The sequence below is a fragment of the Bradyrhizobium viridifuturi genome (assembly GCF_001238275.1).
In the GTDB taxonomy this organism is placed as follows: Bacteria; Pseudomonadota; Alphaproteobacteria; order Rhizobiales; family Xanthobacteraceae; genus Bradyrhizobium; species Bradyrhizobium viridifuturi.
Window position 1 is genome coordinate 15456 of sequence record NZ_LGTB01000013.1, and the last position, 17661, is coordinate 33116.

General features: G+C 65.9%; 17 protein-coding genes. 2 read left to right on the forward strand and 15 right to left on the reverse strand.

Going from position 1 to position 17661, the window contains the following annotated elements:
* Positions 1 to 128: 128 nt before the first annotated feature.
* Positions 129 to 1259, forward strand: coding sequence for an aromatic ring-hydroxylating oxygenase subunit alpha (locus ALC15_RS13600; protein WP_063781814.1), 1131 nt, complete (start codon positions 129 to 131; stop codon positions 1257 to 1259).
* Positions 1260 to 1289: 30 nt separating this feature from the next.
* A complete protein-coding gene (locus ALC15_RS13605; protein ID WP_050627659.1) occupies positions 1290 to 2078 on the forward strand; it encodes a crotonase/enoyl-CoA hydratase family protein in 789 nt (262 codons plus the stop codon).
* An 8-nt stretch (positions 2079 to 2086) separates the two neighbouring features.
* On the opposite strand, the gene hemC is transcribed toward ALC15_RS13605, so the two are convergent.
* From hemC to ALC15_RS13675, 15 genes are all read right to left on the reverse strand, one after another.
* On the reverse strand, positions 2087 to 3058 hold the full coding sequence (gene hemC, locus ALC15_RS13610) for a hydroxymethylbilane synthase (protein ID WP_094193866.1): 972 nt from the start codon (positions 3056 to 3058) through the stop codon (positions 2087 to 2089).
* Between the two features lie 102 nt (positions 3059 to 3160).
* Positions 3161 to 3781 (reverse strand): bifunctional nicotinamidase/pyrazinamidase, encoded by a 621-nt coding sequence (gene pncA / locus ALC15_RS13615; RefSeq protein ID WP_050627770.1) that lies wholly within the window; start codon positions 3779 to 3781, stop codon positions 3161 to 3163.
* Positions 3781 to 4599 (reverse strand): aspartate dehydrogenase, encoded by an 819-nt coding sequence (locus tag ALC15_RS13620; protein ID WP_050627660.1) that lies wholly within the window; start codon positions 4597 to 4599, stop codon positions 3781 to 3783. Before ALC15_RS13620 ends, pncA begins: the two co-directional genes overlap by 1 nt.
* Entirely contained in the window at positions 4599 to 6017 is a 1419-nt protein-coding gene (locus tag ALC15_RS13625) for a M20/M25/M40 family metallo-hydrolase (protein WP_063781818.1), read from the reverse strand. Before ALC15_RS13625 ends, ALC15_RS13620 begins: the two co-directional genes overlap by 1 nt.
* Before the next feature lie 130 nt (positions 6018 to 6147).
* On the reverse strand, positions 6148 to 6648 hold the full coding sequence (locus ALC15_RS13630; RefSeq protein ID WP_063781815.1) for a RidA family protein: 501 nt from the start codon (positions 6646 to 6648) through the stop codon (positions 6148 to 6150).
* Positions 6649 to 6673: 25 nt separating this feature from the next.
* Complete coding sequence (locus ALC15_RS13635) at positions 6674 to 7078, reverse strand: c-type cytochrome (RefSeq protein ID WP_198960987.1); 405 nt, start codon at positions 7076 to 7078, stop codon at positions 6674 to 6676.
* Positions 7079 to 7080: 2 nt separating this feature from the next.
* Positions 7081 to 8673: an NAD(P)/FAD-dependent oxidoreductase gene (locus ALC15_RS13640; protein WP_094193867.1), complete on the reverse strand. Its 1593-nt coding sequence runs from the start codon at positions 8671 to 8673 to the stop codon at positions 7081 to 7083.
* 124 nt (positions 8674 to 8797) lie between these two features.
* Entirely contained in the window at positions 8798 to 9550 is a 753-nt protein-coding gene (cnbZ, locus tag ALC15_RS13645; protein WP_050627663.1) for a 2-amino-5-chloromuconate deaminase CnbZ, read from the reverse strand.
* A gap of 502 nt (positions 9551 to 10052) precedes the next feature.
* A complete protein-coding gene (locus ALC15_RS13650; RefSeq protein ID WP_050627664.1) occupies positions 10053 to 11273 on the reverse strand; it encodes an ABC transporter substrate-binding protein in 1221 nt (406 codons plus the stop codon).
* A gap of 233 nt (positions 11274 to 11506) precedes the next feature.
* The gene (locus ALC15_RS13655) at positions 11507 to 12976 is read right to left on the reverse strand and encodes an amidase family protein (RefSeq protein WP_430649162.1); all 1470 of its coding nucleotides are present in this window, start codon (positions 12974 to 12976) and stop codon (positions 11507 to 11509) included.
* Positions 12977 to 13732, reverse strand: a complete 756-nt coding sequence (locus ALC15_RS47585) for an amidase family protein (RefSeq protein WP_347336288.1) — start codon at positions 13730 to 13732, stop codon at positions 12977 to 12979. It lies immediately after the preceding gene.
* Positions 13732 to 14394 carry an amidase family protein gene (locus tag ALC15_RS47590; RefSeq protein WP_347336289.1) on the reverse strand — a complete coding sequence of 221 codons (663 nt, stop codon included), beginning with the start codon at positions 14392 to 14394 and terminating at the stop codon, positions 13732 to 13734. Before ALC15_RS47590 ends, ALC15_RS47585 begins: the two co-directional genes overlap by 1 nt.
* Positions 14395 to 14418: 24 nt before the next feature.
* Positions 14419 to 15213: a FadR/GntR family transcriptional regulator gene (locus tag ALC15_RS13665; RefSeq protein ID WP_050627666.1), complete on the reverse strand. Its 795-nt coding sequence runs from the start codon at positions 15211 to 15213 to the stop codon at positions 14419 to 14421.
* Positions 15214 to 15335: 122 nt separating this feature from the next.
* Positions 15336 to 16454, reverse strand: a complete 1119-nt coding sequence (locus tag ALC15_RS13670; protein WP_050627667.1) for an amino acid ABC transporter permease — start codon at positions 16452 to 16454, stop codon at positions 15336 to 15338.
* 1 nt (position 16455) lies between these two features.
* Positions 16456 to 17643 (reverse strand): amino acid ABC transporter permease, encoded by a 1188-nt coding sequence (locus tag ALC15_RS13675; RefSeq protein WP_050627668.1) that lies wholly within the window; start codon positions 17641 to 17643, stop codon positions 16456 to 16458.
* Positions 17644 to 17661: the final 18 nt, after the last annotated feature.

Here is a 17661-nt window from a genome sequence, read left to right on the forward strand (position 1 = left end):
AATCCACTTCAGATGAATGTCATTCATGCGAGCCGGGCTCCTTTCGCTTGTCGCATGCGGGACAATGGGAGAGTCTGTCCCTGAAGCGGGACCGGGCGGCAAGTCCGGCCAATGTAGGGAGAACGGCGATGACGACACAGCTCGCGGACGAAGCCGCCATCGTTGAGCGCATCCTCAGGCATATCGATGCGAAATCGACCGATCTCAGCGACGGCGTCTGGCACGAGCCCGTCGCGCATTATCAGTCGCAGGATCGCTTCGCGGCCGAGATCGAACAGGTGTTCCGCCGCACGCTGACACCGTTCTGCCCGTCCGCCGCGCTCGCCGAGACCGGCGCCTATGTTGCGCGCGACGCGGCGCTGACGCCCGTTGTCGCAATCCGCGGCGCCGACGGCATTGCGCGTGCGTTCCGCAATGCATGCCGGCACCGCGGCGTGCAGCTTGTCGACGGCGCGGGCTGCAAGAAGGCGCTGACTTGCCGCTATCACGGCTGGACCTACGGCCTCGACGGCCGGCTGCGCGGTGTCCCCGACGACCATGGTTTTCCCGGGCTCGACAAGAACACGCACGGCCTTGTGCCTGTCACCTGCATCGAACGCGATGGCCTGGTGTTCGTCGCGCAGGACAATCCCGCCGCAACCTCGGACGCGACCGGCATGCCGGCGTTGTTCGGTGACGACTGGAAGCTTTACTCGACCGCATCGCAGGAGGTTGAGGCCAATTGGAAGATCGTCGCCGAAGGCTTCCTCGAAGGCTATCACATCCGGTCGACGCATCAGGATACGTTCTATCCGCTGCAATACGACAATCTCAACGTGATCGAGGCCTTCGGGCGCAACAGCCGGATCAGCTTCCCCTATCGGCGCATCGAGAAGCTGCGCAACGTGCCGCCACGCGAGCGCAGAACGGCCGGCATGCTGACGCATGTCTATCACCTGTTCCCGAACGTGATGCTGTCGACCTTCCCGACCAACCGGTTGATGACGGTGCTCGAGCCGCTCGCGGTGGACCGCACCCGGCTCGTTACCTACACGCTGTCGAACCAGATCGCCGCGGAAGATGGCCGCGCCGCGGTCGCCCAGGGACGCGACTTCGTCACCGCGGGCGCGGCTGAGGATCGCGAGATGGCTTGCGCCGCGCAGCACGGGCTCGCAACGCGGGCCAACGAGCACTTCACCTTCGGCCTGTTCGAAGGCGCGATCAGGCATTTTCACCAGAACCTGGCCGCGATCATCGACAGCCGCACCGGCGCGCGTTGACCCGTTGCACCACTGCCCAGAGGACCGAGCATGCAGGACCACCCGACCGTCAAATACCGAACCGAGCAGGCCATCGCGATCGTGACCATCGATCGCTATGACGAGGCGCGCAACGCGGTCAATCCGGAGACCGCGCAGGGCCTGGCCCAGGCCTTTCGCAGCTTCGATCGCGATCCGTCGCTGTCGGTCGCGATCCTGACCGGCGCGGGCGGCGCGTTCTGCGCCGGCTTCGACCTCAAGCGCACCGCGGCCGGGCATCGCGGCCACCGCGTCGAGAGCGGCGACGGTCCGATGGGCCCGACGCGGATGAAGCTGTCGAAGCCGGTGATCGCCGCGGTCGAGGGACCGGCGGTGGCAGGCGGACTCGAGCTTGCAATCTGGTGCGATCTCCGCGTCGCGGCGCGTGACGCCACCTTCGGCGTCTATTGCCGGCGCTTCGGCGTGCCGTTGATGGATCTCGGCACCGTGCGCCTGCCGCGGCTGATCGGGCACAGCCGCGCGATGGACATGATCCTTACCGGCCGCGGCGTCTCCGGCGAGGAGGCCGTAAGGATCGGCCTCGCCAACCGCGTGGTCGCACCGGGCACCGCGCTCATGGAGGCACGCAGCCTCGCCCACGATCTGTGCCGCCTGCCGCAGGCGGCGCTGCGCAGCGACCGGCTCTCCGCGATCGAGCAATGGGAGCTCGGCTGGGAGCAGGCCACGCTGAACGAATTCCGCCTCGGGCTTGCGACGGTCGCGAGCGGCGAGACCGAGGCCGGCGCCCGCCGCTTCGCCAGCGGCAAGGGCCGGCACGGCGATTTCGCCGACATCGCCTGAGCAGCACGCTACTCGTCTGGCCGGGTCCGGGCGATGATCTCGGCGGCGCCCTTCTCCAGGAGCTCCATGCCGACGGCGCGACCGAGCTCCCGCGGCCGATCGGCGGGCCCACTCCGCGTCACCTCGATGAAGCCGGCACCGGCTTCATCCAGCACCGAGGCGCGCAGCGTCATCTCAGCTCCCGCGAGCGTCGCGTGGCCGGCGATCGGCGAGTTGCAATGGCCGTTGAGCACCCAGAGCACCTCGCGCTCGGCCTCGGCGGCCAGCCGTGACGCTGTGTTGTCGATCGCAGCGAGCCGCGCCCGCGTCGCCCAGTCGGTCTCGACGCATTCGACCGCGACGATGCCCTGGCCGACCGCGGGCAGCATCTCGCCGACCGAGAAATCGTGGGCGATGCGCGCGGTCATGCCGATGCGCTCGAGGCCGGAGCGCGCCATAACAAGCGCATCGGCCGGCCCCACCTCGCCGCCATCGGGCAGCCGCTGCTTGTCGCCACGATCGAGTTTTGCAACACGCGTGTCGGCGGCGCCGCGATAATGGATCACGGTCGCTTCCGGAAACAGCCGGCGCAGATAGGCGGCACGGCGCACGGCGTTGGTGCCGATCATGAAGCCCTTGCCGCGCGCGGCGCGCAGGGTGTCCAGCGACAGGCCGGGCCGCAGCACGAGACTGTCATTGGCGGCATCGCGCGCCAGCATGGCCGCGAGGACGAGGCCCGGCGTCTCTTCATTGCCCGGCACGTCTTTCAAGGAATGCATCGCGGCCTGCAGCGTGCCTGATCGCATGGCCTCGCGGATCTCGGCGACGAAGGCGCCGCCCTTGCCGCCATGGCGCAACAGCTTGCTGGTTTGGTCTTGATCGCCGCGGGTCTCGAACTTGACGATCTCGACGGCAAGGTCGGCCGCCGAGGCACGCAACAGCCGCGCGACCTCGTCCGTCTGCGCGAGCGCCATCGCGCTCTTGCGCGTCCCGATCCGCAAAACCTGTCCCGACACGAAAGCTCCGCTGCGTGGTCATCAACGGCTGGGGAATAGAACAAAAGGCCAGTTAAAACAATGGTTTTCGCCCCCATTTGGCGATGCTCAGGCAATCTCCTCAACAAGCGCGACGCCGGCCTCGCGCATCGCGGCGGTGGCAACAGCAAGCGAACCGCCGAGATCGATGGCACGGCAGGCGGACAGCACGACCGTGGTCTCAAAGCCGAGCCGCCGCGCATCGAGCGCCGAATATTGCACGCAAAAGTCCGTCGCCAGCCCGGCCATCACGATGCGCCTCAGGCCGCGCTCGCGCAGATAGCCGGCGAGCCCGGTCGGCGTGGTGCGGTCGTTCTCGAAGAACGCCGAATAGGAGTCGATCGCGGGCCGGAATCCCTTGCGGATCACGAGCTCGGCCCGGTCGGCCGCAAGCCCGCGGTGAAGCGCGGCGCCCGTTGTGCCCTGGATGCAATGATCCGGCCACAGCGTCTGCGGCCCATAGGGCATGGCGATCGAGGAGAACGGCGCCGCCCCCGGATGCGAGCTCGCGAACGAGCTGTGACCCGCCGGGTGCCAGTCCTGGCTCAGCACGACATGGTCGAAGCGCGCCGCGAGCCGGTTGACCACCGGCACAACGGCATCGCCGTCCGCGACCGCCAGCGCGCCGCCCGGGCAGAAATCGTTCTGCACGTCGATGATCAGCAGCAGGTCGTCGGGCCCGATCTTCATCATGTGCCGATCCGCAAGGAGGCGCGCAGCTTGCGCAGGCAGGCGATCACCGACAGCGCGGTGATGCGGCCGGTCTTCGGATTCTCCGAGGGAATGTTCTCGATCATCATCGAGAACCGCGCGGAATCGGAATCGACCTCGATGCGGTGGGTGTTGCGCGTCACCGTCGGATCCGCCCAGATCTCGACCCTGGTGCGGTCAGGGCCGATGCCGGCGAGCGACAGCGCCACCGCGACGTTGAGATTGGCGGGAAAGCCCTTGGCGGCATCGCGCGCGCTGCCTTCGAAGATGCGCAGCGGCTCGGTGATCCCTTCGATCTTGATGTTGTTCTCGACCAGATGCGGCGCGCCGAGCAGGCCCGCGACCGGCTTCCGCGTCACCAGCTTGGCCGAATGAATGGTCCCGATCGCCGCTGCGGTCACGGCGTCGAGCCCGATCAGCGCACCGGTCGGCACGATGATCTGGCCGCCATGAGCCCTGGCGAGATCGACGAGATCCTCATTCTGCAACAGTGCGCCGACGCTGAGCACAACAGCGGTCTTGCCGCGCTCGACCACCGGCGCCACGATCGAGCGGACCACCTTGCTCGGGGCGCACTCGACCACGATGTCGGCGACATCAGCCAGCTGCTCGATCGTCACCAGCTTCGGCGCGGACTTGAGCTCCGCAACCCAACCGCGGTGCTTGTCCGGGTTGTTCGCGGACACGGCGACCAGCGTCAGGCCTTCGATGCCCTGATCGAGCGCCTTGACGACATCAGTGCCGATCGCACCGAGACCTGCGACCGCTACCCGCAACTTTGTCTGGTTGTCAGCCATCATTTCCCGCCGGCGAGCATCTTGACCAGGCGATAGAGATACTCCTGCCCTTCATAGAACGATTTGACGAGCACGCGCTCGTCCTTGCCATGGTTCCGGTTGTCATCGACATCGGCGCCGAGCCCGGAATGACCGTAGGTCGGAATTCCCGCGTTGCGCAGGTAGCTGCCGTCGGTGGCGCCGGTGCTCATGACCGGAACGATCGCGGCATCCGGCCAAAACTCCTTCGACAGCTTCTCGATCGAGCCCATGATCTCTTCGTTCAGGGGCGACGGCGGGCTCAGCACGGCCTTGCCGGTCGGGGTCACCGCAATCTGCTTGTCGTCGAGCACGCGCTCGATCGCCGCCTGAACACCTTCGACCGGTTCGCCGGGCAGGATCCGGCAGTTCACCTTGGCGGTTGCCAGCTGCGGCAACGCGTTGATGGCGTGGCCACCCTCCAGCATGGTGGCGACGCAGGTGGTGCGGAGCTGCGCATTGTAGCCGGGATTCTCCGACAGCCGCGCCAGCGCCGCCGCGTCGGGTTGCGGCGCCAGGATGGCCTTGATGTCGTCGGCATGCGACTTGTCGACCTCAGCGGTCTTGGTGAAATAGATCCGCGTCGTCTCGTTGAAATTCATCGGGAAGTCGTATTTGGAAAGCCGGACGAGGCCTTCCGCGAGGCGGTAGATCGCATTGTCCTTGCGCGGCAGCGACGAGTGCCCGCCGCGATCCTTCACGGTGAGCTGATAGCCGATCGAGACCTTCTCGCTGGTCTGCACGGTGTTGCGGATCGCCTTGCCGTTCTTCAGGCCGACGCCGCCGCCTTCGTTGAGCGCGAACTCGGCATCGATTAGGTCGCGGTGGTTCTTGATCAGCCATTGCATGCCGAGACCGTTGGCATCGAGGATCTCCTCGTCAGTCTCGAGGGCGACGATGATGTCGCGGTCGGGCTTGTAGCCTTCCTTCTTGTAGCGGATCAGGTTGGTGATGAAGGAGGCGGCCATGTACTTGTCGTCGCTCGAACCGCGGCCGTAGAAATAGCCGTCCTGCTCGGTGAGCTTGAACGGATCGACCGTCCAATCCTCGCGCAGCGCAGGCACGACGTCGATATGGGCGACCAGGAGGATCGGCTTGCGGGCGCCGGAGCCGTGCAGCCGCGCCACAAGATTACCCTTGTGCGGCGCGGGCGAGAACACATGCACGTCGGCCTCGGGGAAGCCGGCCGCACGGAGCCGCGCGCCCATCGCCTCGGCCGCCTTCTGGGTGTCGCCGGTCGCGGTGGTGGTGTTGATCTCGACCAGCTCCTGATAGAGGCCGCGGGCAAATTGCTGCTGCTCGGTCAGCCCTTCCGCACTGGCGCCAGACGCGAGCAGCATCGGAGCGAGCGCTGCCGCAAATTGCAGCGATCGAACCATGTTTCGGGCGTTGTGCGACATCGTGCTCTCCCAGAATTCCACCACCTGATCGGCGACGAATTCAGACAGGCGGCACACGCTTTGGCAAGACGGCTAGCCCTTCAATTTCCGCGCGCATGCTCCGCAGTTTCGCGCATGCTATTTGGAGCCCTTATTTGGCTTCCCTATTAGTATCCTTGGCCGCGATCACCTCGATCTCGACCAGGAAGCCGGGATTGGCGAGGGCTGCGACGCCGACCACCGAGCGCGCCGGCAAGTTCGGCTGGCTGCCGCCGAAGAACTGGGTGTAGCCCTCCATGAAGGCCTTGAAGTCCATCGGCGCGGAGGCGTTGTGGACCAGGAACACCTGCATCTTGACCACGTCACCCATGCCGAGCCCCTGGCCTTCCAGAATAGCCTTGATGCGGTTGAGCACACCGACGGTCTGGGTCTTGGTGTCGCCATAGGCCTGCGGGCTCGACGGGTCGGCGTCCTTGTTGACGACAGGGGGCACCTGGCCGCTGACATAGACCGTCGTGGTGTTGCCGGTGACCGTCACGGCCTGCGCAATCGGGAATGTCGAGTTCGGAATCGGATGCCTGACCACGTCAGCCGAGGCCGCGGTTGCCATCGCCGACAGCGCGGCGCCCAGCACAATACCGATCAATTTCATCAAACTCTCCCCATGAGTTGCGTGGTCAGCGGCGGGCGTCCTGAACGTCCTTGGTCGTCACCGCGTCCTGATAGCTGTTGCCGAAGTGTGTCCGCAGATAATTCACAACGGCGGCCACCTGACCATCGGTCATCATGTCGCCGAACGCCGGCATGCCGCGGCGGCCGTTGATGACGAGGTAGATCGGATAGCTGCCGGATTCGAGAGCCTTGTTGCCGGCGAGCGAAGGATAGGTGCCGGCGCCGCTGGCGCCCGTGGCATCCGGCATGTGACAGCCCTGGCAGACATTGGCGAACAACTCCTCACCGGTCATCTCGACGAAACGGTAGCCCGACGAGAAGGTGCGCTTGCCCGCCCCGCTGTCCTGCCCGAGGGCCGCGGACGCCGACAGCAGCGCCAGCGTAGCGATCACAGATGTTGCGGTCCGCATCATCATGTCTTCACCACGCGTTCGTGCAATCGGGTAATCGCGTCGAGTGCGGACAGGATTGCGCCCTCCTGCCAGGCCGGCAGCTGCGAGGCGTGCTCGCCCGCCAGCACGATGCGGCCGTCGATCTGGCAGAGATTGCGGTAATGCTGCGCCCGTCCGGCCTCGGTCCATTCGCCGGCGCAGCCGAGCGTGAACGGCACGCGATGCCAGGCCACCGCGACGCCATTCTCGAATTCGCTCTTGTATTGCGGATGGATCTTGGAGCCGAACTCGACCGCGCTGGCGACGCGCTCGGCCGGCGTCATCGCGGTGAACTCGAAGGAATTGGCGCCCTCATAGAGATAGGCGCCGAGCAGCACGCCGCGGCCGCCGCGGTTGAAGTCATAGTTCGGATAGCCGATATTCCGGATCGGCAGGTCGGTGTAGCTGATGCCGCCATAGATCGCCTCGTCCTCCTCCCAGAACCGCCGCTTGAACTGCAGCCCGACCTTTACCGAGGCGGCATAGGGCAAGGAATCGATCGCATTTTTCATTGGCCCACCGACGTCGACCGGCAGCTGGCTCAGGATCGGCAGCGGGATGGTGCAGATGCACCAGTCGGCGGTCGCCTGCTGCACCGCGGATGGACTGGCGGTGTCGACATAGCTCACGGTGACACCCGAGCCGTTCTGCTGGATCTGCGTCACCTTGGAATTGTAGCGGATGAGATCGCCGACCTCGCGCGCGAACGCCTTGCCGATCATGTCCATGCCGCCGACCGGCTGGAACATCGTCATCTGGAAATCGTAGCGTGCAAAGCTTTGCAGATAGCGCCACATCCGCGACCGCAGGAGCTCCTGGAGCGGGATCGGATCGCTCGGCAGCGGATCGCCCATCAAACCGCCGCCGGGATCGCGCGCATAACCGCGGAACTCGGCGGAGCCGAGGTTGGCATTGTACTTGTAATCGCGATCCAGCGCGCCCCAGTCGCGCAGCGCCTGGAGCAGGATCTCCTGATCTTCCTTGGTGACGAACTCGTCGAGCCTGCCTTGCTGGCTGACCTTCGCCAGCAGCTCCGCCACCCCGCCCTGGAAATCGGCCTTGATGCTGCGAAAGCGCTGCGGCTTGCCGCTGAATGCACGCGTCGCGTGCAGATAGGCGTTGTGATTGAGCTGGATGAAGGGTTCCAGCGTCACGTTGAGCCGGCGGCAGTAATCGAGCAGCGCACGGTGATGATAGGGAATCCGCCACGGACCTGGATTGAGATAGAGCCCCTGCTCGAACTGGCAGGTCTGCTTGAAGCCACCGAGCTCGGTGAAGCTGTCGCCGCCGCGGATTGACCAGTTGCGGCCGCCTGGACGGCTGTTGAATTCGAGGATCTGGACCTTGTAGCCGGCCTTGCGCAGCTCCAGCGCCGCCGTCATGCCGGCAAGTCCCGCGCCGAGGATCAGCACCGAAGCGCCCTTCACGTCGCCCGCGAGCTTGAGCGGTCCCTTATAGGCGGACTCGGATGCGAAGCCGAGGCTCGTCATCGCGTGATACATCGCCGAACTGCCGGCGATGGTCCCGATCAGCGCCAGCAAATCCCGCCGCCTGATCACAGATTCGTTCTGCACCCGCGTTCACCCAGCCACTGACGTCGATGCAGAAGGGAAACGGTTGACGCGATCCGTGTCAAGAAAGGGCACACGCTTCCACATGCACCCACACGCGCTTTTGATGCGTGACGCGACCGATACATCACACCACACGCTCGAGATGCACGCGCCGGCAGTCCATTTCGAAATCGAGCCCGACCACCGGCGGCCGGTCGAAATGCCAGGTCAAGCCATTGCGCAGCACGCCGCGACGGCCGAGCTCGCTTTCGAGCACCGGATAGACGTCATGCACGGTGTAGAGCTGCACCGAGGTGGTGTCCCGCCAGGAACCACCGAAAGCGCTCATCCGGCGTTCCATCTCGTTAGCCACGAATGTCGCCTTCGCCAGAATGCCGGCGGGGCTGGTGTCGCCGGGCGCCACGGTATGATCGCGGTAATTGGCCTTGCCCTCGACCGACTCGCCGCTGCCGGCCACGACAAAACTCGTCGGCGCATCCTTCGCAGCCGGCACCGTGTAGCAGAAGGCGTGGAAGCTCGGCTCGCCAGGCGGATCGAGCTTTGGACAGACATTGCTGCGCGCCACCGGATTGACGCCATCGCGCATCACGCCCCAGGTGATCAACGTCTCGATGTAGATCTCGTTGAAGGCCTTGAACCCATCCTCGGTGAACGGCGCCGGCGAGCGCAGTTCACAGGCCCCGAATGCCGTCAGCGGACGACCCGCCGCCTTGATGATGTCGGCAATCCGCTCGAAACCCGCGCTCAGCGGCACCGGCTCGGAGAACCTGACCCGCTCGATGGCAAAGCCGGGCAGCGCGCCGATGCCGCAGGAATACTGACTGACGCCGGGCATGAAGCGATAGCCGCCGTCGGGGGTGTCGATGGTGCTGGTCATGGTTCCTCGCGATGTGGAGTGATGCGGCCGTCACGATGACGTCGCACGATGCAAGATACACGCGAACGGCCCGATTTCATCACCGCTGTCGTCCCTGCGAAAGCAGGGACCCATACTCGGCGGCGGATGTTGTGAACCGGACTCGTCGTTCCAGCGTCGGACGGCAATGACCAATGGCGGTTATGGGTCCCTGCTTTCGCAGGGACGACACTGAGTTTGTTGCACCGCCTGCGTGTCACGCTTCCGCGTTCTCGCCGCACGTTTTGGCCGAGCTTTGCTGTTCGTTTTGCCCTCTATCGAACAGAGGGCGCAGGGAAAGCCGGGTGCCGATCGCACCCATGGGTGAAAGGCTTGACGCATTTTGCTGAGTTGCCCGTCGGGCAACTCAGCGCGTCGTCATTGTGAGGGAGCCACCGGCGGCAGGGTTCCCTCTCCCCTTGCGTGAGAGGGAGCCTGAGAGGCGTGCTCACCTCACCGCGTTCCGGGCAGCGCGCCGCATGCGTTACTGCGCCTTCGCGATGTACGGGCAACCGCCTTCAGCGAGCGGACGGAAGGCCTGGTCGCCCGGCACGGTGGCGAGGTACTCGTAGAGGTCCCACTTGTTCTTGGACTCTTCCGGCTTCTTGATCCGCATCAGATACATGTCGTGCACCATGCGGCCGTCCTCGCGCACGACGCCGTTCTGGGCAAAGAAATCATTCACCGGGGTCTTCCGCATCTGTGCAATCACGGTCTCGGAATCGACCGAGTTGGTGGCGGCGACCGCCTTGAAATAGTGCCGCAGCGCCGAGTTGACGCCGGCCTGGTAGGCCGTCGGCATCGCGCCGTGGCGCTTGAAGAACTCCTGGGCGAAGACGCGGGTCTCGGGCGTACGATCCCAGTAGAAGGAATCGGTGAACAGCAGATCGTGCGCATGCGCGAGGCCGAGCGCCGGCACGTCGGTAAGCGTCACTTGCAGCGCGACGAGCTGCATGCCGGCGCGGATGTTGAACTCGTCGGCCTGCGACACCGCATTGCGGAAGTCGGAGCCGGCATTGGCCAGCGCCAGGATTTTTGCGCCGGAAGATTGCGCCTGCAGCAGGAACGACGAGAAGTCGGCGGTATCGAAGGGATGGCGCACCGCGCCCAGCACCTTGCCGCCGGCCGATGTCACGGCCTTGCTGGCGTCGCGCTCCAGCGCCTGGCCGAACGCATAGTCCGCCGTGAGGAAGAACCAGGGCGTGCCGCCGCGTGCCACCACGGCCTTCGCCGTCGCGTTCGAGGAAGCGTAGGTGTCATAGGTCCACTGCACGCTGGTCGGCGAGCATGGCTTGCCGGTGAGATCGGATGAACCGGACCCCGAGATCAGGAACAGCTTCTTGCGTTCGCGCGACACGGTCTGGATCGCAAGCGCCACCGCGGAATTGACGCCTTCGGCGATCACGTCGACACCCTTGTTGTCGATCCAGTTGCGCACGATGCCGGTCGCGACGTCGGGCTTGTTCTGGTGATCGGCCGAGATGATCTCGATCTTGCGCCCGGCGACCGTGCCGCCGATCTCCTCCGCGGCCATCTGCGCCGCGATCACCGACCCCGGGCCGTTGCCGTCGGAATATTGCCCGCTCATGTCGGTGATGATGCCGACCCGCAGCACACCATCCTCGGCCCGGGCAGCGCCGGCTGCAAAGGAGAGACAGACGGCGGCAATTGCGACCAGGAGATGCGAGCGTTTGGTGATGGACATTTCGTTCCCAGGGGTTCGGATGGTTCGGGCGATCTCCTGAAGGAATCAGGCATCGCCGACAACCCCGTGGCCGGCATGGCGCTCTGCAATTCCGCGCAAGAATTCCGGGAGGAGGAACGCGGCCGGCGACGCGGCTCGCGCGCCACGCTCATCACGCAAACGCCGCGACGAGATTTCGCGGCGCGCGCCCTGGATGATACCAATGGACTATGTGAGATGGCGTCGAGATCGCCTCAGCACCGTTCCCACAATTGCCTGGTCAAAATGCCGGCCTTGCGCTCGATCGCCTCGGCGGCGTCGAGGCACATGTCCTCGCGATAGCGCGAGCCGACGATCTGGACGCCGACCGGCAATCCCTCATGCAGGCCGACCGGCACCACGGCCGCCGGCAGCCCCAGCACGTTCATCGACGAAATGAAGCGCAGGTCGTTCCAGAACAGCTCCTTGACGCGCTGATCGCCACCGAGATCGGCGTTGACCTCCGGCGTCTTGCGCACCGAGGTCGGCATCAGCACCAGCGGATACTGCTCGAGGAAGGTCATCCAGTTCCTGATGTGGCCCGACCGCGCGGCGATCGCCTTCATGTAGCCGGCCTGGTCCAACTGATTTGCCAGCGCGATGAAGCCGTGGAACGTCTTCTGGAAGTCGGCGCTGCTCACCGCCAGCATCTGGTCCTGCTGCAACACGCGGGTCTCGGTCATGATCAGGTCGCACCAGAGCTGCCAGACCTTGTTCAGATCAGGGACCTCGACCTCGCTCACCGCATAGCCGGCATCGGCGAGATGATCGGCCGCCTTGCGCTGAAGCGCGATCACGCCGCGATCGGTCACCATGTCTTCGGGAATCTTCGCGAGCGCGACCTTGACCGGCGCGGCAGGCTTCGGACCCTGTAACGGCGCCGGCACGTACCAGGGATCGCGCGGATCGCGCTGCGCCATCACCTCGAGGCCGAGGCGCACGTCGGCGACATGGCGCGCCAGCGGTCCCTGCGACGACATGAACTGCGCCATCAGCGGCCGTTCAGCCGTGGCTGAGGGATTGAACGCCGGAATGCGGCCCTGGGTCGGCTTGATGGTGGCAATGCCGTTGCAATGCGCCGGCCAGCGCAGCGAGCCGCCGATATCGTTGCCATGCGCGATGGTGCCGATGCCGGCCGCGATCGACGCGCCGGCGCCGCCGGATGATCCGCCGCAGGTCACCTCCGCGTTCCAGGGATTGCGCGTCAGGCCGTGCAGCGGATTGTCGGTGAAGCCGCGCAGCGAGAATTCCGGCGTGTTGGTCAGACCGATGATGACGGCGCCGGCCTTCCTGAGATTGGCCGTCACCGGCGAGTCGCCCGGCGCGATATTGTCCTTGAAGGCGACCACGCCGTTGGAATTGGCCTGACCTTCGACGTCGATATTGATCTTGATCGTCACCGGCACACCGTGCAGCGGGCCGACCTCGCCGCCGTCGCGCTTGCTCGCCGCCAGCGTCTCGTCGGCGGCTTTAGCGGCCTGCATCGCCGACGCGCCGAGGTCGACGACCACGGCGTTGAGCGCCGGGTTGGCGGCATGCATGCGGTCGAGATGGGTGCGGACCACCTCTTCCGACGTTACCTTGTTGTTCCTGATCGCCGCGGCGGTCTCGACGGCGGACCATTGCCAGATCGGTGCATTCGTCACTTGGTGTTCTCCCGTTGTGCTCAGAGCCTTGTTGTTGATTCAGTCGCGCGGATCGATCGGCGTCAGCGTCGAGGCGCGCGCCTCGATCACGGCGGCCACCGCGAGACAGATGTCCTCCCGGAAGCGGCCGGCGATCACCTGCACGCCGACCGGCACGCCACCGGCGGTCCCGGTCGGCACCACGACCGAGGGAAAGCCGAGCGCGGGCACCGCGAGCAGTGGCCGCTGGGCATCGAGCAGCGCGCGGACGACGTCAGCGTCCTCCTGATCCTGGTCGAAACGGAACGGCAGTTGCGCCGAAACCGGCAAGATGATCACGGGGCAACGCTCCTGGAACAACTGCCAGGCCCGCACGATCGAAAGCCGCTGCTCGAAACAGGCCAGCACCTGATCGCCGTCGAGTTCGGGCGCATAGGCGATGTGGCAATCCAGATTGTAGCGAGACCTCGCGTCGCCGAACTTGCGGATCATCGGCGCCAGCACGCGCCGCTCCTCATTGATGACGAGGCGGTGCCAGAGATCGGCAGCCTCCGCGAGCCGCGGCGGCAAGGTCTCCTCCACCGCAAAGCCGGCCTCCGCGAGCCAGCGTCCGGCGGCGCGGACCGCAGCGCTCACCTCCGGCGCCTCGTCGCCGAACGGCGCCGGCGCGATCGCAACCCCGATCGGCCGCTTGAGCTGTGCGCCTTGCAGCGGCACCGACAGCCAGGTGCCGTCGCGCGCGTCCGGCTGCGCCATCGCGGCGAGCGCGACGCCGAGATCGGCAACCGAGCGGGCGAGCGGCCCCTGCACCGACATCATCTGCGCGGTGATCGGCCGATCGCTGGTCGCGGACGGATTGAACGACGGAACCGGCCCGGGGTCGGACGCAACCCGGCGACGCCGCAGGCGTAAGCCGGATAACGGATCGAGCCGCCAAAATCATTGCCATGCGCGATCGCGCCCATGCCGGAAGCGACCGCGGATGCGGCGCCACCGCTGGAGCCACCCGGCGTCAGCCGGCGGCTCCACGGATTGTAGGTCGCGCCGTGCAGGTCGTTGTTGGTGAACCAGCGGTGCGAGAACGCCGGCGTGTTGGTGCGGCCCACGATGACGGCGCCTGCCTTGCGGAAATTCGCGACCACCGGGCTGTCTTCGGCCGCGATCACGTCGCGGAAGGCGACGACGCCGTTGGTGGTGGCATGACCGCGCTGATCGACATTGACCTTGATGGTCACCGGCACGCCATGCAGCACGCCGAGCTCCGCGCCGGATTTCACTGCGGCATCCGCTGCATCCGCGGCCGCCAGCGCTTCGTCCGTCAGCACCTCGACCACGGCGTTCAGCGCCGGATTGACCTGCGTGATGCGATCGAGGCTCGACTGCACCGCTTCGCGGCTCGAGATCGCACGCGTCGCGATCGCACGCGCCAGATCGACCGCCGACCAACTCCACAACTCATTCTCGCGCTGCGTGACCATTGTCGTCGCCTCCTACGCAAATCTTCAGTCGAGCCGCAACGGCTGGTGAAAGACCGGCAGGTCCATGCGGCGGTCTTCCGCGGGGACGACCACGGCCTCGGCGCTCAGCACGTGATCGAGCATGACGCGGCGGGCGCGCGCGGCGTTGCCGGAGCGGAACGCAGCCATCAGTCGCTTGTGAAACTCGATGTTCTCGCAGGTGAAGCTCGATGCGAATTCCTGCACGCCGAGCTTGCCGATCAAATGGCGGATCGCCTCGTTGACGAAGCGGGCGACCAGGCCGAGCAGCGGATTCGGACAGGCCTCGATCAGGATGTCGTGGAAGTCGATCTCGGCGTGGCGGTGATGCTCCCAGTCTTCCGCGCCGCCGGGATGATGCTCCTGAACCGCGATCGCCTTGTCGAGCGCCGCAAAATGCGCCGCCGTGAGGTGGCCGACCACGCTGAAGGCGAGCTCCGGCTCGATCAGGCGGCGGATCTGGTAGATCTGCGCCGTACTGATCGACTGGAAATAGAAGTAGTTGCTGAGCAGGCCGACGATCCGGTTGATCGACACCGGCGCGACCCGCGCGCCGCCGCCGGGCCCAGTGGTGTTCTGCACCAACCCCTGCACTTCCAACGATTTGAGCGCCTCGCGGATGGTCGAGCGGCTGCAGCCGAACATCTCGATCAGCTCGCCCTCCTGCGGTAGCCGGTCGTTGGGCTGCAACCCGGCCTGGAAGATGTGGCCGCGGATCAGGTCCGCGACGGCGTCGGAGCGCTTGCGCTTGATCGAGGCGCGCCGGGACGGGTCCAGGGGTGGCAGAGCTGATTTATCCATTTTATGATCATAAATAGGATCCGGACGGATTGGCAAGGGCGATCGCCCAAAAGGCCCTTGCCCGGAGCTCATCCGGGCATGGCGGCAAACCCAACGTTCAGGAATTGGCGAGCGACGATCGCTCAGCTCGTTCCGCGCTGCGCCTCGAGGCTGCGGCTGTAGCGCGACATCGCGAAGCAAAACATGAAGTAGATCACGCCGACGAAAACGTAGACCTCGACGCTGAACGACTGCCAGGCCGGATCGACGATCGCGGTCTTCGCCGTCGTGAGCAGGTCGAAGATGCCGATGATCAGGACCAGGCTGGTGTCCTTGAAGAAGGCGATGAAGGTGTTGACCAGCGGTGGGATGACGTGGCGGATCGCCTGTGGCAGCACGATCAGCGCGTGCTTCTCCCAATAGGACAGGCCGAGTGCATCGCCCGCTTCATATTGTCCACGCGGCACCGCCTGCAGGCCACCGCGCACGACTTCGGCGAGATAAGCGCCGGCATAGAGGATAAAGGCGATCTGCGCGCGCAACAGTTTGTCGATGTTGACGCCGTCGGGCATGAACAGCGGAAACATCACGCTCGCCATGAACAACAGGCTGATCAGCGGCACGCCGCGGATCAGTTCGACATAGAGCACGCAGAGCGAGCGGATCGCCGGCAATTTCGAGCGGCGGCCGAGCGCGACCAGGATGCCGAGCGGGAAGCCGAACGCCAATCCGAACGTCGCCAGGATCAACGTCACCGGCAGCCCGCCCCAGCGGTCCTGGGTGACGAAGCTGAGGCCAAGGAAGCCACCCCACATCAGGCAGCCGATCACGATCAACGCGGCGGCCCACAGCAGGAACAGCTCCTTGCGCCAGAAGCTGCGGCGGCTCGAGACCGCGAACAATGCGATGAAGATCAGCACCGCGAGCGCCGGCCTCCACTGCTCGTCGAACGGATAGGTGCCGAACAGGATGAAGCGGTACTTCTCGGGGACGACGGCCCAGCAGGCGCCGACGCCGCGCAGCGCGCGGCAGGCGCTGGTGTCGTTGCCGGAGACGAGCCAGACCGCGTTGGCGATGCCCCATTGCCAGAGCCCGATGCAGGCCTTGCCGAGCACGAACAGCAACAGCAAGGTCATGATGCTCGACGGGATCGAGGCGAACAAATTGGCGCGCAGCCAGCCGATGGGACCGCCGAGCGCGCGCGGGGCGGGGCGCGGGCCGATCGGCAGCGGATCCTGCGGGACGTGGGCGACCGAGCTCATGTCAGCGCTCCACCAGCGCGATCCGCGCGTTGTACCAGTTCATGAACAGGCTGATGCCGAGGCTGATGGTGAGGAACACCATCATGATCAGCGCGATCGACTCGATCGCCTGCCCGGTCTGGTTCAGCGTGGTGTTGGCGACCGACACGATGTCCTGGTAGCCGACCGCGACCGCGAGCGAGGAGTTCTTGGTCAGGTTCAGATACTGGCTGGTCATCGGCGGGATGATGACGCGCAGCGCCTGCGGCAGCACGATGTGTTGCAGCACGAAGCCGCGCTTCAGCCCGAGCGCCTTGGCCGCCTCCGACTGGCCGCGCGGCACCGCCTGGATGCCGCTGCGCACGATCTCGGCGATGAAGGCCGAGGTGTAGGTGACGAGCGCGATCAGCAGCGCGAAATATTCCGGCGCCAAGGTCAGACCGCCGACGAAGTTGAAGCCGCGCAGCTCGGGCAGCGTGATGCTCCAGCTCGCGCCCGAGAGGAACGACACCAACGCGGGCAGCGCGACGATGAGGCCGAGCGCGTAAGGCCAGGCGGGACGCGCCCGGCCGTCGCGCATCTGCTGCGCGATCAGGCGGCGCCTCACGATCATGAAGGCGACGACGCCGGCGACCAGCGCGAGCACCGTCCACCAATTGGCCTCATGCAGCGGGACCGACGGCAGGATCAGGCCGCGATTGGACAGGAATACGCCCCCGATCGGCTTCCACGCCTGGCGCGCCGCCGGCAGGCCTTGCATCAGCACGTACCAGAACAAGAGCTGAAGCAGCAGCGGCAGGTCGCGCAGCACCTCGACATAAACGGCGGCAAGTCGCGCCAGCAGCCAGTTCGACGACAGCCGCGCGATGCCGACCAGCGTGCCGATCACGGTCGCCAACACGATGCCGATCACGGCGACACGCAGCGTGTTGACGACGCCGACGATGAAGGCGCGGAGATAGGTGTCCTTCGGCGTGTAGTCGATCCAGCTGTCGGCGATCGGCATGCCGGCCTCGCGGCCGAGGAAGGCGAAGCCGGTCGAGATGCGCCGTACCGAGAGATTATGGACCGCGTTCGACCACAGGAACGCGACGACGGCGACTGCAATGGCGACCACCAGGACCTGCCAGAACAGGCCGGCGACGCGGGGATCGCTGAGCGAAAGCCGCCAGGGCCGAGCGGGTGGGCGTTTCGGCGTCGATGTCGTCACAGCACAAGGATCCCGGTG